At 61.7% G+C, this 15011-nt stretch carries 20 protein-coding genes; 2 read left to right on the plus strand and 18 right to left on the minus strand.

The genetic code is table 11. The annotated features are described in order from the left end of the window. Nucleotide 1: 1 nt before the first annotated feature. Genes ABF821_RS02970 through trbB form a run of 3 tightly spaced genes read right to left on the minus strand, consistent with a single transcriptional unit; the run spans nt 2 to nt 1559 of the window. Nucleotides 2–268, minus strand: coding sequence for a VirB3 family type IV secretion system protein (locus ABF821_RS02970; protein ID WP_182974299.1), 267 nt, complete (start codon nt 266–268; stop codon nt 2–4). Next, nucleotides 268–594, minus strand: a complete 327-nt coding sequence (locus ABF821_RS02975; protein WP_182974298.1) for a TrbC/VirB2 family protein — start codon at nt 592–594, stop codon at nt 268–270. The genes ABF821_RS02970 and ABF821_RS02975 overlap by 1 nt, the downstream gene beginning before the upstream one ends. Continuing rightward, nucleotides 591–1559 (minus strand): P-type conjugative transfer ATPase TrbB, encoded by a 969-nt coding sequence (trbB, locus tag ABF821_RS02980; protein ID WP_182974297.1) that lies wholly within the window; start codon nt 1557–1559, stop codon nt 591–593. Before trbB ends, ABF821_RS02975 begins: the two co-directional genes overlap by 4 nt. A gap of 213 nt (nt 1560–1772) precedes the next feature. Here trbB and ABF821_RS02985 point away from each other — a divergent pair, with 213 nt between their 5' ends. Together ABF821_RS02985 and ABF821_RS02990 are read left to right on the plus strand one after the other, a co-directional pair. Beyond that, nucleotides 1773–2042, plus strand: a complete 270-nt coding sequence (locus ABF821_RS02985; RefSeq protein WP_182974296.1) for an HU family DNA-binding protein — start codon at nt 1773–1775, stop codon at nt 2040–2042. Between the two features lie 343 nt (nt 2043–2385). Further along, on the plus strand, nt 2386–4062 hold the full coding sequence (locus tag ABF821_RS02990; protein WP_182974295.1) for a DUF262 domain-containing protein: 1677 nt from the start codon (nt 2386–2388) through the stop codon (nt 4060–4062). A 280-nt stretch (nt 4063–4342) separates the two neighbouring features. Here ABF821_RS02990 and ABF821_RS02995 read toward each other — a convergent pair whose 3' ends face one another. From ABF821_RS02995 to ABF821_RS03065, 15 genes are all read right to left on the minus strand, one after another. Continuing rightward, nucleotides 4343–4795 (minus strand): CopG family transcriptional regulator, encoded by a 453-nt coding sequence (locus tag ABF821_RS02995; protein WP_182974294.1) that lies wholly within the window; start codon nt 4793–4795, stop codon nt 4343–4345. 5 nt (nt 4796–4800) lie between these two features. After that, nucleotides 4801–6783: a conjugal transfer protein TraG gene (locus ABF821_RS03000; RefSeq protein ID WP_182974293.1), complete on the minus strand. Its 1983-nt coding sequence runs from the start codon at nt 6781–6783 to the stop codon at nt 4801–4803. Between the two features lie 43 nt (nt 6784–6826). Continuing rightward, the gene (locus ABF821_RS03005; protein WP_182974292.1) at nt 6827–7030 is read right to left on the minus strand and encodes a hypothetical protein; all 204 of its coding nucleotides are present in this window, start codon (nt 7028–7030) and stop codon (nt 6827–6829) included. 163 nt (nt 7031–7193) lie between these two features. Further along, the gene (locus ABF821_RS03010; protein ID WP_182974291.1) at nt 7194–7487 is read right to left on the minus strand and encodes a type II toxin-antitoxin system RelE/ParE family toxin; all 294 of its coding nucleotides are present in this window, start codon (nt 7485–7487) and stop codon (nt 7194–7196) included. Then, the gene (locus tag ABF821_RS03015) at nt 7484–7756 is read right to left on the minus strand and encodes a type II toxin-antitoxin system ParD family antitoxin (protein ID WP_182974290.1); all 273 of its coding nucleotides are present in this window, start codon (nt 7754–7756) and stop codon (nt 7484–7486) included. Before ABF821_RS03015 ends, ABF821_RS03010 begins: the two co-directional genes overlap by 4 nt. An 89-nt stretch (nt 7757–7845) precedes the next feature. After that, on the minus strand, nt 7846–9600 hold the full coding sequence (locus ABF821_RS03020) for a relaxase/mobilization nuclease domain-containing protein (RefSeq protein ID WP_182974289.1): 1755 nt from the start codon (nt 9598–9600) through the stop codon (nt 7846–7848). A gap of 246 nt (nt 9601–9846) precedes the next feature. After that, nucleotides 9847–10548, minus strand: coding sequence for a lytic transglycosylase domain-containing protein (locus ABF821_RS03025; RefSeq protein WP_182974288.1), 702 nt, complete (start codon nt 10546–10548; stop codon nt 9847–9849). Further along, nucleotides 10535–10873 carry a DUF736 domain-containing protein gene (locus ABF821_RS03030; RefSeq protein WP_182974287.1) on the minus strand — a complete coding sequence of 113 codons (339 nt, stop codon included), beginning with the start codon at nt 10871–10873 and terminating at the stop codon, nt 10535–10537. Before ABF821_RS03030 ends, ABF821_RS03025 begins: the two co-directional genes overlap by 14 nt. 1 nt (nt 10874) lies before the next feature. Continuing rightward, entirely contained in the window at nt 10875–11417 is a 543-nt protein-coding gene (locus tag ABF821_RS03035; protein WP_182974286.1) for a S26 family signal peptidase, read from the minus strand. After that, nucleotides 11414–11878: a DUF2840 domain-containing protein gene (locus ABF821_RS03040; protein WP_182974285.1), complete on the minus strand. Its 465-nt coding sequence runs from the start codon at nt 11876–11878 to the stop codon at nt 11414–11416. The genes ABF821_RS03035 and ABF821_RS03040 overlap by 4 nt, the downstream gene beginning before the upstream one ends. Beyond that, complete coding sequence (locus ABF821_RS03045) at nt 11875–12117, minus strand: hypothetical protein (RefSeq protein WP_182974284.1); 243 nt, start codon at nt 12115–12117, stop codon at nt 11875–11877. The genes ABF821_RS03040 and ABF821_RS03045 overlap by 4 nt, the downstream gene beginning before the upstream one ends. After that, on the minus strand, nt 12114–12857 hold the full coding sequence (locus ABF821_RS03050) for a DNA-methyltransferase (RefSeq protein WP_182974283.1): 744 nt from the start codon (nt 12855–12857) through the stop codon (nt 12114–12116). The genes ABF821_RS03045 and ABF821_RS03050 overlap by 4 nt, the downstream gene beginning before the upstream one ends. After that, nucleotides 12854–13492, minus strand: coding sequence for a ParA family partition ATPase (gene parA, locus ABF821_RS03055; protein WP_182974282.1), 639 nt, complete (start codon nt 13490–13492; stop codon nt 12854–12856). Before parA ends, ABF821_RS03050 begins: the two co-directional genes overlap by 4 nt. Continuing rightward, on the minus strand, nt 13489–14553 hold the full coding sequence (locus tag ABF821_RS03060) for a replication initiator protein A (protein WP_415528990.1): 1065 nt from the start codon (nt 14551–14553) through the stop codon (nt 13489–13491). Before ABF821_RS03060 ends, parA begins: the two co-directional genes overlap by 4 nt. Continuing rightward, nucleotides 14553–14846: a helix-turn-helix transcriptional regulator gene (locus ABF821_RS03065; RefSeq protein ID WP_182974280.1), complete on the minus strand. Its 294-nt coding sequence runs from the start codon at nt 14844–14846 to the stop codon at nt 14553–14555. The genes ABF821_RS03060 and ABF821_RS03065 overlap by 1 nt, the downstream gene beginning before the upstream one ends. Between the last annotated feature and the right edge of the window lie 165 nt (nt 14847–15011).

A 15011-nucleotide genomic window follows, 5' to 3' on the forward strand; every position in this document is an offset into this window, starting at 1 on the left:
CTCACCCGACCAGATGGGTGGGGTAACGCAGGTGCCGCCGCACCACGTCGACGAACGCGGGATCCCGCTTGGCGGCCCAGACCGCGGCGAGATGGCCGACCAGCCAGAAGATGCCGCCGGCGATCCACAGCCGCAGCCCGAGGCCGATCGCGGCGGCCAGCGTGCCGTTGACGATCGCCACCGTGCGCGGCGCCCCGCCGAGCAGGATCGGCTCGATCAGGGCGCGATGCACCGGGGCGGTGAAGCCGGGAATGACGTCCGGCTCCATCAGATCAACGCCCCGCCCGAGAAGGAGAAGAAGGATAGGAAGAAACTGGACGCGGCGAAGGCGATCGACAGGCCGAAGACGATCTGGATCAGACGGCGGAAGCCACCCGACGTCTCGCCGAAGGCCAGGGTCAGGCCGGTGACGGTGATGATGATCACCGAGATGATCTTGGCCACCGGCCCCTGGACGGATTCCAGGATCTGGTTGAGCGGCTCCTCCCACGGCATGTTCGAACCGGCGGCATAAGCCGGAGCCGACAGCAGGGCGAGCGAGAGGGTGGCGCCGGCCATGGCGAAGCGGCGGCGCAGGGCGATCATGTTGGTCATGACGGGTCTCCGGCGGGTGCGAGGATGTAGTCCCCGTCCGGGGTCAGGCCCCGGACAGTGGCGAGTTCGGCCAGCCGACGTGCGTTGCCGCGCCCGGACAGCACCGCGATCACGTCGATGGTCTCGACGATCAGGGCGCGCGGCACGGTGACGACAGCTTCCTGGATCAACTGCTCCAGCCGGCGCAGGGCGCCGATCGCGGACCCGGCGTGCAGCGTGCCGACGCCGCCGGGATGGCCGGTGCCCCAGGCCTTGAGCAGGTCCAGCGCCTCGGCGCCACGCACCTCGCCGATCGGGATCCGGTCCGGGCGCAGGCGCAGCGAGGAACGGACCAGATCGGAGAGCGAGGCCGCGCGGTCCCTGGTGCGCAGGGCGACCAGATTGGGCGCGGCACATTGCAGTTCCCGGGTGTCCTCGATCAGCACCACCCGGTCGCCGGTCTGGGCGATCTCGGCCAGCAGGGCGTTGACCAGCGTGGTCTTGCCGGTGGAGGTGCCACCAGCCACCAGGATGTTCTGCCGCTCGGCGACGGCGCGGCACAGAAACGCGGCCTGTGCCGAGGTCATGATCCCGGACGCCACGTAATCATCGAGCGAGAACACTGCGACCGCCGGACGTCGGATAGCAAAGCAGGGTGCTGCCACCACCGGAGGCACCAGCCCTTCGAACCGCTCCCCGCTTCCCGGCAGTTCGGCGGAGACGCGCGGGCTGCCAGGATGCACCTCGACGCCGACATGGTGGGCGACCAGGCGGACGATCCGCTCGGCGTCGGCGGGCGCGATCCGGGTGCCGGTGTCCTCCATCCCGCCAGTCAGCCGGTCGATCCACAGTCGACCGTCGGGATTGAGCATCACTTCGACGATCGACGGATCGTCGAGATGCCCGGCAATCGCCGGGCCGAGCGCGGTGCGCAGCATGCGCGTGCCACGGGCGACGGCTTCGGAGCGGAAGGGAGCGACGGACACCGGGAACCCCGCGATTGGCCTCCCAGGAGAGGCGATGGATCAGCGGGGTTGATTAGAAAGAGGCATGGACACGCCAGCGCAACAAGTCTCTGGGGTCGTAGGGCGCTGGGATAGAAGAACTTGCATAGGAGTAGGTTGCCGTTTGGGCGGTGACGGGACGAAAGGGCGCTGCTACCGTTTGCGGAATCGATCACGACACGGACCTGCGCCCGCATGAGCAAAGCCTTCATTGCCGCTGTTCTTCAGGATTCCCTCGACTGCACCGGCGTTGCCGCTACCAAGGCCGCCGATGACCTGGTCGGGGCCATTGTCGCGGAGCTGAAGCAGGAAGGCGGGTTCACGCTGCCGTCCTTCGGGACATTCACGGTCCACAAGACCAAGGCCCGCAAGGCGCTCAATCCGCGCACCGGCGAGCCGGTGAAGGTCAAGGCGGGCAAGACCGTGCGTTTCAAGGCCAGTCCGAATCTCAAGAAGGTGGTCTGATTGGACTCATCGTCCAATGACTTCCAGACGGTAATGTTCGGGAATAGAAGATAGGAGACAGGCAATTTCCGCCTTCAAAGTGGACGGCTAAAGTCTCATAGGAACACCCTCAAAGCAGACATTTGTTATATCGTCCTGATATTATATTAAAAACAACATGATATTAAATATTTTAAAGTATTGTTTTCTAAATAATATTTTTATCAAGGGGTTTTAATTTAAGCATAATGCGCAAGGAGCTAATGCATTTTTGTTCACCTGATTATGTTCTGGATGCGATATTTACCATCGCTGAGCATCGGCTTACGATCGTCGATGACGAGACATATGGATGGCAAGAAACATGGCTTTAGAACCTATTGATTCAAGATTGATTGGCATTGGCGCACTACTTAAACAACAGCGTCTCGCAGTTCCAACATACCAACGTCCCTACACGTGGGAAATTGAGCATGTAAAGGAGCTTTTTAAAGATATAATTGACGCAAAACAAAAAAAGCACGATCAATATTTTCTTGGTACAGTTGTTCTAACAAATGCAGATGATAGTATAAAAAGTATTATTGACGGACAGCAAAGAATTGTAACTACATCTATATTTATATCATCCATAAGAAATTATTTTAAAAATAAAGGAGATGATGCTAGGGCAAACAAACTTACAGCGGATTATATATCAAATGCAGATTTGAGGACGATGAACCCAAGTCCTCGTGTATTAATATTGCCAGATGATCAATCGTTTTATAATGAGTATGTGGTTGGTGTTCCTACTATTGGAAGGAGGTCTCCAAGAAACTTAACGGACACACAAAAAAGGCTTTTTTCTGCAATAAGAGAAGCTCGTGATACTATCAATAGTGTGACAGCAATATCAAAAAACCCAGATCTTGATCTATTCGACCTAATAGATTTTATTGAAAAAAAGGTGGTATTGGTTTATTTAGATGTTGGAAGTGAGTCTAATGCATATGTTATTTTTGAAGTATTGAATGATCGTGGGCTTGATTTAACCGTCGCTGATTTATTGAAAAATTACGTATTTAGTATGGCTGGAAAAGAGGGGCTTTTATCGTGCCAGTCCAAGTGGAAAGAAATGACTACATTAATATCTAACACAAATGGGGAGGGCGATATAAGAAATTTCATTAGGCACGATTGGATTTCCCGAAATGGTCTTGTTAGAGAGAAAAACTTGTATGATAGTATAAAAAAATCTGTATATGACGAAAAAACAGTTTCAGATTATATGGATAATATTATTGTATCAGCAAATATTTATTCTTCATTTTCGATTTTTTCATCCTCTGTATGGAAGGACTATTCTGATAAGGTTCGAAAATCCTTGATGTTGTTTGATATGGCAAACATAACTCAAGTTCGTCCTTTATTGCTTTCTGTATTTTCGAATTTTAGCGTTCAGGAAGTCAATAAAACCATACCTATGATTGCATCTTGGAGCGTTAGATTTTTAATATGTGGCGCAGGAGGGAGTGGTGTTCTTGAGGATAATTATGCCCAAAGAGCTAAAGACGTATCAGATAAAAAAATAAAAAATGCTACTGATCTTTTTAATTCATTTAATATCTTACCAACCGACATTCAGTTCCAAAAGGACTTCGAAAGTGCCAAGGTCTCTAAAACTCAGTTGGCTCGCTGGTATCTGTCTGAATTAGAGTTGGAGAAAACGAAAAATGCACAAAAAATCGTAAACCCTGATACACTTGAAGTGAATCTTGAACATATTTTACCGCATAATCCTGATTCAAGTTGGAGTATATCACAAAATTTGGCTAGTAAATGCGTTAATATGATTGGAAACCTTGCTTTGATGGAAGCAAAAACGAATTCTATTATAGGGAACTCCTCATTTGATGATAAGAAATCTCATTTTTCTCAGTCATCTTTTGATCTAACAAAGGAAATTAGTAATTTTAAAAGCTGGGGAAGCCAAGAAATTGAGAAAAGACAGGTGGAATTGGCAAAGCTTGCGGTGAAAAGATGGAAAAACAAGCCTTAAACAATCGTCACATATTCTGTAATGGGTACGTATTAAATTCGTGACCTAAAATGGCTGCTTTCATTCATTTTTCGAAAGCAGCCAGATTTTAGAGCTTGTTAGGAATTGATTTGGTCTGCCGCGGCCGGCATGGTCAATTGTAGCAAAGAGGGGGCTGATAGTTTCCTTATATCTAATGGCAGCAGCGTACCATTCTATGAAGCGCCTGGACAATTTATGTCAGGTATTTAGGCGGTTCACTCGGTAACCGGACCTTCCGCTCGCCCCCCAAACCCAGACATCACGTTACAACATTGCCTTTCGGGTCAGGAGCATCCTGCCCCTGCTCACCTAGCCCCACGTCCAGCCTCACCTCGTCGTCCAGTGTTTTCCCTCTGGCGAGCCGACGCCCGACTGCCTCGATAAACCCGTCATACCGCTCCCGTCCCTTGCTCTGCGCCGCAGCAAGGGCCGCCTCCGGCAACGGCGGCGTGCTGGTCAGCCAGAACCGGACGAAAACGGCCAGAGATTCGTTCGAAATCGTGACCCGTCGCTCCATGCGCTCCAACTGCCGCGTCATCCGGTCGAGCCGCCGGGCGAGCGCCGCCTCCAGCCGTTCCGGCCCGTCCGGTGACAGGAACGATGCCAGCGCCGTCTCCACGATCAGCGCCTGCGGCACCTTCTTGCGGACGGCGTAATCGGCAAGCCTGACGCTGAGTTCGGCCGGCAGGCGGATTGTGTGTTTGATCCGCATGGCACTCATAGTCCCATCTGATCGCCGGGATCGAGCGACACCTGCCGCGCGAGAGCCCGCTCTCCGCGCCGCAGGGTCTGTGCTCGCGTCGCATCGTCCTCAGCCTCAGCCTCGGGCGGGTCGAACTCATGCACCGGCTTTCTCGGCGCCTGCACCACCTCTTCCTGTTCCGGCAATTCCGGCTCCCGGCGGATGCCGGCATTGGCTGGGTCGTCGTCTCCGTTGCCCGGCGTCGTCGGCTGCACCACATCGGCCCAGTCCCCCGGCGGCTGCGGTCCGATGGGCGGCGTTCCTTCCGGGATCGGCGGTGGCTCGAACCTGGGTGGCGGGAGGACGCGCGCGGCCAGTTCGGCGTCTTCGAAATACCGCGCCTTGCGCGCCCGGATCGGCGGGCAGCCCGAGACCAGCACCAGTTCCTCGTCGGGGGGAAGCTGCATGATCTCGCCGGGCGTCAACAGCGGCCGGGCAGTTTCGTGCCGCGTCACCATCAGATGCCCGAGCCACGGCGACAGTCGGTGCCCGGCATAGTTCTTCGCATCCCGGATCTCGGTCGCGGTGCCGAGCGCGTCGGAAACGCGTTTGGCGGTCCGTTCATCGTTGGTCGCAAAACTGACCCGGACATGACAGTTATCAAGGATCGAATTGTTCTGGCCATAGGCCTTCTCGATCTGGTTCAGGCTCTGGCCGATCAGGAAGCTCTTGATCCCATAGCCCGCCATGAAGGCCAGGGCGCTCTCGAAGAAATCCAGCCGCCCCAGCGCCGGGAATTCATCGAGCATCAGCAGCAGGCGATGGCGCCGCTTCGCCTCCAGTTCCTCGGTCAGCCGGCGGCCGATCTGATTCAGCACCAGACGGACCAGCGGTTTGGTGCGGCTAATGTCCGAGGGCGGCACCACCAGATAGAGCGTCGCCGGATGGGTGCCGGCGACAAGATCGCGGATCCGCCAGTCACAGCGCCGGGTCACATGGGCTACCACCGGATCGCGATAGAGGCCGAGGAACGACATGGCGGTGGAGAGCACACCCGAGCGCTCATTGTCGCTCTTGTTCAGCAGTTCCCGCGCCGAACTGGCGACCACCGGATGCACGCCCTTTTTGCCGAGATGGGGCGTGGTCATCATGGCGCGCAGCGTGGTCTCGATCGCCCGCTTGGGGTCGGAAAGGAAATTGGCGACACCGGCCAGGGTCTTGTCCTCCTCGGCGTAGAGGACATGCAGGATGGTACCGACCAGCAGGGCGTGGCTGGTCTTTTCCCAGTGGTTCCGCTTCTCCAGGGCGCCCTCGGGATCGACCAGCACGTCGGCGATGTTCTGCACGTCGCGGACCTCACGTTCACCGCGCCGGACCTCCAGCAGCGGGTTGTAGGCGGCACTGGCAAGATTGGTCGGATCGAACAGCAGCACCCGACCAAAGCGGGCGCGCCAGCCTGCCGTCAGCGTCCAGTTCTCGCCCTTGATGTCATGGACGATGGCAGCGCCCGGCCAGGTCAGCAGCGTCGGCACCACCAGGCCGACGCCCTTGCCCGAGCGGGTCGGTGCAAAGCACAGCACATGCTCCGGCCCGTCATGGCGGAGATAGGCATCGCCCGAGCGGCCCAGCACCACGCCATCGGGCGCAAGCAATCCAGCGCGACGGATCTCGCGCGGGTCGGCCCAATGCGCCGAACCATAGGTGGTGGCACGCTTCTTCTCGCGGGCACGCCAGACGGACATCGTGATCGCGACGATGACAGCAGCAATGCCGCCCGATGCCGCGATATAACCGCCGGTGGTGAAGATGTCCGGGGCGTAGGCATCGTAGGCGAACCACCACCAGAAGAACTCCGGCGGGTAATAGACCGGCCAGCCGATAACCATGAACCACGGGGCGCCGAGCTGCGGTTGGAAGGCGAGCCGCCAGGCGGTCCACTGCGTCGCGGCCCAGGTGAAGGCGAGGATCACGGTGCTGACAGCAAACACCGAACCCCAGAGGATTTTGGTCTGGTTCATGACAGGAACCGACCAAACGGCTCGTTTCTCCGGCGTTCAAGGTCTAATTACAACGCTTCGCGCCGCCGGACGGGAGCGGATAATAAACGGACGGTTTCCCGCCGACCTTTACGGCGGCAAGAATATCGAGAATCGTGCGAGAGCTGACGCCACTTCGCTCGCCCTGTTCCAGCAACTCGACAAGCGCGCGCTCGTCTTGACGAACGGTCGGATAACAGGTCGATGGCACCTTATTTTGCCCTGTCATGCTGAGAAACTCCGATCGCCTTGTCGTCGCATGTGGTGAAGAACCCGGTACGGTAAAGATGCCTCCGCCTGATGATCGCATCCACGTTCTGATCGTCGTGAGGGCGTCGAAGTTCATTGTCATTGACGGCCGCTGCGCACGATCCCACGGGAAACCGCTGACTTTATGAGGCGAACACCTGCGGCAGATCCCGTGCGCCATGAAGCACACGGACGATACGTACCTCGTCGACCAGTTCACGGAAGAACAGCAGGTAGCGGCCGTGAACAACAACCCTCAATCCGGGACTGATTTCATCGCGCGCCGGAAAGCTCCCCGGATGCTGCGCCGCAGTAGCTGCCTTCGCTTCCAGTTCGGCAACAAAGCTCATGGCCCGTTCGGGATTGTCCTCGGCGATATAGAGCGCGATCTCCAGAAGGTCGGCACACGCGGCCGGAGCGAAGCCGAGCCGTTTCATCCCAGTGCGCGGCGACGGGCAATCGCATCCCGCAATTCGGCGAAGACGGTTTCGGCCGGGATGCTCGACCCGCTCTCATCGCCAAGCCGGATCGCCTCCCGCAGGGCATCGAGATCACGACGGTCGGTATCGCGCCGGCGCATCCATTCGCGCAATGCCTCGCGCACCACCTCGCTGGTCGAGGCATACTCGCCGCCATCGACGGACTGGCGCAGGGTCGCCGCCATCTCGGACGGCACGGTGATGGTCATACGTTCGATTGTGGACATAAGGCGGCTCCTCCCAAGCGAGCATACTTTATCATACTTTTGAAGCATCCGCTTTGTCAGCCGAAAATCCGCAGACGGGCCACCCGACATCAAATCCCGAGCCCGCGCTTCCGCCCAAAATTCCAGTCGACGTTGCCACCCGGCGACATGGTGCCGGAAACCTGCCGTCCAAGCTTCTGCTCCAGGGCCGGCCGCCACGGCACGAGCTGGAAACCCAGACCGTCATCGACCATGGCGAACCGCCCCGAGGACAGGGCCACCCGCTGGCGATAGACCCCCGAGACGATCTCGCCTTCCTTCGCGGGCCGGTGTTCCAGCCCGGTCCGCGCCGCAAGCCGGGCCGCCGCCTGATCGAGATCGCGCTGACGCAGGGTGCCGATCAGGTCAGGTGCGAACACCACGCGCTCGACCTGCCGCCGGGCCAGCCCCTCAGAGGCGAGATGATCGATCCGTCGCGCCATCGCCTCCCGGACCTCTGTGCCGAAGCCCCCATTGGCCAGCGCGGGATCCTTGGCGAGCAACTGGCGATCGAGCCAGGTTGCACCGTGCGCCGTCACCTGCTCAGCCAGTGTAAAGTCCGAGCGCGTCGCCAGCGACAGGCGCTGCGTGCCTTTAGCGTCCTCCCAGTTCCGGGTCTCGACGATCGCGCCGGTCCTGGCATCGCCGGTCAGGTCCAGATCGGGGAAGCGGACATGATGCGTCCGCCCGTCGGTGCCGGCGATCACCACGTAGCCCGAGCCCTTCAGTTCGTCATCCAGCCCGCGCTCGACCAGCCGGCCAATGATGGGATCGGCCAGCGTCTCGCCATGGATCGCGAAACCCGCGACATCGGGTTCCGCCCCGCCGCCGGACATGGCGCGGTGCATGGTCTTGATGATGTCGCCCCGGATGGAGAGATCGCGCAGCGTCGCCTCCAGCCCCGGCTTGAGAATCCAGCGCGCCACGCCAACGCGCTCGGCCAGGCCGAGCCCTTCCAGCTTGGTCGCCCGGCCCACCAGCAGGCGCCGCAGTTCCGGGTCTTCGGCACCCGCGCCGGGCCGCAGATCGACGATGCCGCCGCCCTCGTCGCTGAGATCCTGCAGCGCCCGATCGAGGCTGGTCCAGCGGTCGGCGCCGATCTCGGTCTCCAGGGCGGTGCGGATTTCCTGCTCGCTGCGCGGACCCAGCTCCAGCGTTACCCGCTCGGCGGCGCGGTCGCGCAGGCCCTGGCTGATATAGGCGCGGCTGATCACCAGATCCTTGCCGTCATCGGCCACCCCGCGCACCAGGATGTGGACATGCGGATTATCCGTGTTCCAGTGATCCACCCCGACCCAGTCCAGTTTGGTGCCGAGATCACGCTCCATGTCCTGCATCAGTTCGCGCGCGAAACCCCGCAGGTCCTCCATCCGCGCCGCGTCCTCGGGCGAGACGATGAAGCGGAAATGGTGGCGGTCATCTTCGCAGCGTTCCGCGAAGGCCTTGCTGTCCGCTTCGTCGGAGCCAGCATCGAACAGATGGGCCCTGGCGCCGTCGCGGGTCACGCCCTCGCGCCTGAGATAGGCGATGTGGCGGGCGAGCGGCGCCGAACGAAACCGGGTGCCCTGCTGACGGACGACGCGCGCCTTGACCACGACCCGACGGGCATTGCTGCGCAGCCGCATGGACAGGGCCGCGCGTCGGCCGCGCCCGAAACGGGAACTGCCACCGCGTCCCCTCCCCTTCGCGCCGAACCGGGTGCCGGTGTGACCGGCCCTCTTCGCGGCACGCATGACCTCCCCGACGAAGGATTTCGGTCGTGCGCCCTGATTGCCATGCTGGATGCGTCCGGGCCGGACGTTCAGACTGTCATCGCACGTCGGCATGGCCCGCTCTCCGCTTCGATGTGCGCCTGACGGCGCCCGGATCATTGAAAACATTATGGAAAATGCCCGGACAGCCGCAGGCGGTGCGGGGTGAGAGAACAAATTCCCCAATCAAACCAACCACATGCAGCCCCGAATGGGCGCTGCTTTTACCTTGCCGTCCTGCCCTCCGTTGCCTGTTCTCCCCCAGCACCCCATCCCCAAGGCACCCATAGCCCGCCAGCGCCCGATGGACCGGAACGGGGATCATCGGCGCGCCTCCTCATGCCCTGACGCGATGAACAGCCCGACCGACTCCGGTGCGAGTGCCGTCCAGTCTGTCGGGCGAGCGTCGTCGGCATGCACCGGATCGTGCGCGCTCTCGCCATGCCGAGGGGCATTTTCTGTGCGCAGGAATGACGCCGGAAAGAGGGAAGAGTCCTGCCATGATGGTGCAGCCAGAGCGCCGACCGCGATGTCATCGGCAAGCGGAAGAGCGAGCCGCGCGCCGACCGATGCGACGTAATTCCGCGTCTCGGCTGGCAACGGCCGACCGGTCGCGAGATGTTCGTCATAGCGCGCGGGACCGGCATTATAGGCGGCCAGAAACCCGGCCTCGCCATAGCGGTCCCGCATCCAGCGCAGATAGGTCGCACCGGCCAGAATGTTGTCGTGCGGGTCGAATGGATCGTCGCCAAGGCCGAGCGACGTGCGCAGGCTAGACCATGTGCCGGGCATCACCTGCATGAGCCCCATCGCACCCGCCGATGACACGGCATGCGCATCGCCCCTGCTCTCCGCGTGCAGGACGGCAGCAATCCATGAGGCCGGAATCTGCGCGCGCGTGGCGGCTTCCGCGATCATATCGGCGTATGGATCAGCCTGCGCCATGCGAACGGGTGACACGGAAACCAACACTGCAAGCAGCGCGTTCGCGACAAGATCGCGAACCTTTCTACCGCCGGTCATCGCGCTTCACCGGGCGGCTCCAGACCAGATGAAAGGCACGCCCCTGACGGTCGGACTGGAACAGATTGGCCCGGATCGGCTGCGCCAGCATGGGGTCGTCAAGGACCAGCGAGAGGTAGGTGCCCGCCTTCTCACTGGTGCGTTTCCAGGCCGCGCCGATCTCCGGTCCGGCATCGGCGTCACCGAGATGGACGCGATAGTCGGGTGCATGCTCGGCGTCCGACGATGTCGTCGGCACGATCGTCAGTTCGACGTCCAGGGCGAGCGTGCGCAGGCGACCGGCGAAGCCGTCAGAAGTGCGCGTGAAAGTTCCGATCTGGGCCATGTCAGCCTCGTTTCTGCTTGGGATTGGGAGGAATCGGTGATGGCGCGAGCCACAGCGGCTGCGCGCGGCCGAGCACCGCAGCGACCGGCAGGACGCCGAAATAGCGACCGTCGAGACTGGTTGGGACCGCCGGATTCATGACGAAGATCTTGCCGGGCAGGACGCGCCGACAGCCCTGCCAGACCGGCAACGGACGGCCGCGATGATCGCGAGCCAACGCATCGCCGAGCGGCTTGCCGTCAACCGACACGACGACGCCGATGCGGCAGACCAGTTGTCCCGGCAGTGCCGCGACCGGCTTGAGCAGCGGCACACCGAGCGGCAGATAGCCGCCGCGCGCCAGCATCGTGGCAATGTCTGCCGGTGGTCGGATCACGATCACGTCGCCGACATGCAATGAGCGCGCCGATTGCAGGCGATACAGCCCGACCGGCGTGCTGGCGGTGGCGTTCCAGATCAGCCGGGGCGCCGGATGGATCACCACTGACGCGCCAGCACCGAGTATTGCGAAATAGGTGGTGAAAAACCAGCCAAGGCGCATCATGACACCGCCCTCCGGCGCAGCCAGGCATGATGGCGGTCGCGTGTGTAGGGGCGTGCCGCCTGCCCGGAGAGCATCCGATTATGCAGATGCCGCCAATGGTCGGGCGCGACATCGACGGGGTCGATGCCGATGGCTTCGATACGATCGATCGCTTCCAGCACCAGCCGGACCTTCGGCCAACCGCTCTGGCGCAGCAGGCTCTCGCCGCCGGGACGCACGAACGGCACTGTCTGATAGGGCTCACCGGGAGCAGTGACGCGCACGATATCGATGCAGGACATCACCGTGCCGAAATCGTTCGCTGCCCAGCGCAGGAACGCGAACACGGCGTCCGGCGGAAAGCTCAGTATCCGTCGCCGACGATCGAGAATCTGCTCATGGGCGACAGAGCCGAAGCGGATCCAGTGCTCGATACGCTTCTCGATCCAGGTCAGTTCGACATGAGCGAGGGTCTCGGTCATGGCACATCTCCAGAGATATCGGGGAACTCGCGGGCCAGCAGCGCGCGCAGCATGTCGGCGACGGTCATGCCGCGCTGGAACGCCGCGACCTTGAGCCGGGCGCGCAGCGCCGGCGTGACGTCGATGGTCAGTCGGGCGGTAAAGCGGTGGGTGGTCCCAGGCTTGTCCGGTGCCTTGACCCAGCGCTCCGGGTCGGCGGGGCGCGACGCGAAGCTGGGCAGCGTGCGACGCTTCGTCATGGCGCAATTCCTTCGCCGAGCGGCAGCACGGACGCGATGCGATCGCGCGCCTTCTGCGCCATGACAGGATCGATCTCGCAGCCGACATAACGCCGGCCGGTCAGCCGGCAGGCGACGCCTAAGGCACCAGAGCCGGCAAACCAGTCGCCCACCAGGCCACCCGGCGGGCAGCTCGTGCGGATCAGGATCTCCAGCAACGCCACCGGCTTCTCGGTCGGGTGGATGGCGCGGCCATGGGTATTGCGGACCGGAATCACGGAGCGCATCAGGCGCGGGCCACCGTCCTCGCTGACGTAATGGCCGGCGTCGATCTGGCCCATGTGGGGCGGCCGGCGTTTCCGTCGTACCGTGCGTGCCCGCGCGTCGGGCGTGGTCGGAACCACGTTGTAGACGGCGCGCCAGGGCGTATCGTCGCGATAGAACTGGACGATCAGTTCATGCACGCGCCGGAACCGATCGGCATGGAAGCTGGAACCGTTCTGCTTCTCCCAGACCAGTTCCTGGGCATATTTCCAGCCTGCGTTCCGAAATGCCGCGTTGGAGGCAAGGAAACTCCGCAGGGAGCCGAAGACCCAGAGCGAGCCGCTGGGTTTCAGGGCGGCGAGCGCCTTGCCAGGCCAATCCGCTATGCGCCGGTCCCATGCGAGCGACGTATCGCCATAGGGCGGGTCGGCCAGGATCATGTCGTAGGGGCCGTGCCAGGGCATCAGGAGTGCGCTGTCGCCGGTCAGGAGGGTCATGACACCAGCCCCCCGATCTCAGCCGTCAGGGCGGCGATTTCGCGGGCGGCAATCCCCTGCGGGCGCAGGTCACAGACCAGACGGCCGGAACGTGCGGCATCGGCGAAAGCGACCCGCTGGCCGATCCGCGCGGCGAGTGCCGCCGGCTCATGCCCGGCGAGCGCCAGCCGGGTTTCGCGGGCGATGACCGTGCGCGCGGCGCAACGATTCAGCACGAAACGGGCGAGAAGGCCGGGACGGAAGAGGCGCGCCTCTTCCAGCAGCCGCAGCATCTCGGCCGAGGCCCAGCCGTCGAACGGCGACGGTTGGGCCGGGATCAGCACCAGATCGGCGGTTAGCAGGGCCGAGCGCAGCAGCGCCGCCACGCGCGGAGGGCCGTCGATGATGACGTGATCCACCCCCTGAGCCAAGTCCGGCGCCTCGTGGTGCAGTGTATCGCGTGCCAGTCCGATGACGCCGAACAGCCGGGGCAGTCCCTCCCGCGCCCGCTGCGCCGACCAGTCCAGCGCCGAGCCCTGCGGGTCGGCATCGATGACCGTCACGCGCCGGCCTTCCCGAGCCCATTGACCCGCGAGATGCAGCGCCAGAGTCGTCTTGCCGACGCCGCCCTTCTGGTTGAGGAAGGCCACGATCACCGCCCCTCTCCGGGGGTTATCCACAGATCGGGCGGGGTGCCAACATCCTTAAAGTTAGAGTCTTTTAAGTTAGATTCTAAGTTAAGGGCGTCATAACCCTCTGATTCAATGTCACGATTCGGCGATTTCTGTTCACATAAGCACGGTTTCGCTGTTCCCGAAGTCACGGCTTTCGCCGGTTCGGGCGTTCCCGATAGCACGGACGGACTCACAGTTTGTCCACATGGGGATGTGGATAACTTGTCGCGAGAAAAGGTCAGGATTTCGCGGCCATCCATGGTCCTCTCGACCGCCAGGCGATATCCGGGCAATGGCTGCCGTTGGACGATGGCGCGGAGTTCGAACGCGAAGCGACGGTATGGCGACAGGCTGGCGGATTTGAGATGCAGGACGTGGAAATCGAATTTCCAGCCTGAACGCTGGCGGCCGCCATGCTTGCGGACAAGCCGATAGAGCCAACGCTCCATCCCGCCGGTCAGCCGGAAATAGGCTGGGTCGATGGTCAGCACCAGCGCGTCGTCGAGCACGGCCTGGTAAAACCAGTCCGGCAGGATCAGCTCGACCACGCGGGCGCGGCCTTCCCGCGTGGTATGCCGCTTCCATTCGTTGATCCAAGAAAACCGGTGCAGTTGTCCCGCACCGGCGTGGCGCAGCGAGGTCTTGATCGTGGTGGATTGCAGCCGGTCGAAAGCCGCTTCCAGCCGTTCGTAATCCCGCGCGCTGTCGCCCCGGCCGATGAAAGCCAGGATTTCATGCGGCGTCGCCACCATCAGACGCGAGGTGCAACGACCCGCGTCCCGTGCTTCCACGATCTGGCTCGCCGCCCAGATCAGCACGTCGGCATCCCAGATCGTGGCCATGCCGTATTCGCCGGTCGCTTCCACGCGGATGGTGACGTCCGGCGTCCGGAAATCGATCGGCACGGTCCGCACTGTCTTGGACAGGCTGAAGAAAGGAAACGCCATCAGATCCTGCGCGTCGCGCGGGGCGAGTGTGCCGGGGATAGCGCGGAACACCGCGAGCTTCGCGCGCTCGGACTGGCTCCGATCGGGCGGGCGCATCAGCGTCGGCTCGCGCGTGAGGTCGCCGGTGTCGGCGGGATCAGCGGGCTTCGCCGCGCGGCCGCCGGCACGGTGCCGGCGGTGGTGTCCGAGGTATGGGCGCGTGCCCCGCTCTCGACCCAGGCCTGCAGTTCATCGACCCGATAGACGACGCGGCCGCCGAGCTTCGAGTAGCGCGGGCCGGTGCCGTAGATTCGGTGTTTTTCCAGGGTACGAATGGACAGTCCGACGAAGCGCGAGGCGTCGGGCGTGCGCAGATAGCGCGGCGGCAGATCGCTGTAATTGGCGGACATAAGGTGGCTCCGTGATCGCTGTCTGGGGCCGCGGGACAGATGCGGCCAGCGGGGATCAGCCTGGCGGAGCGGGGTATTTTGGAACTAGGACCGATCTCACCGGGGGGCGAGATCGGTCCTGGACAAGCGGATAGAATGGCCATGACGGCTCGCCGCTATCGGCTA

Origin of the sequence: Gluconacetobacter sp., from assembly GCF_047721585.1 — a bacterium.
In the GTDB taxonomy this organism is placed as follows: domain Bacteria; phylum Pseudomonadota; class Alphaproteobacteria; order Acetobacterales; family Acetobacteraceae; genus Gluconacetobacter; species Gluconacetobacter dulcium.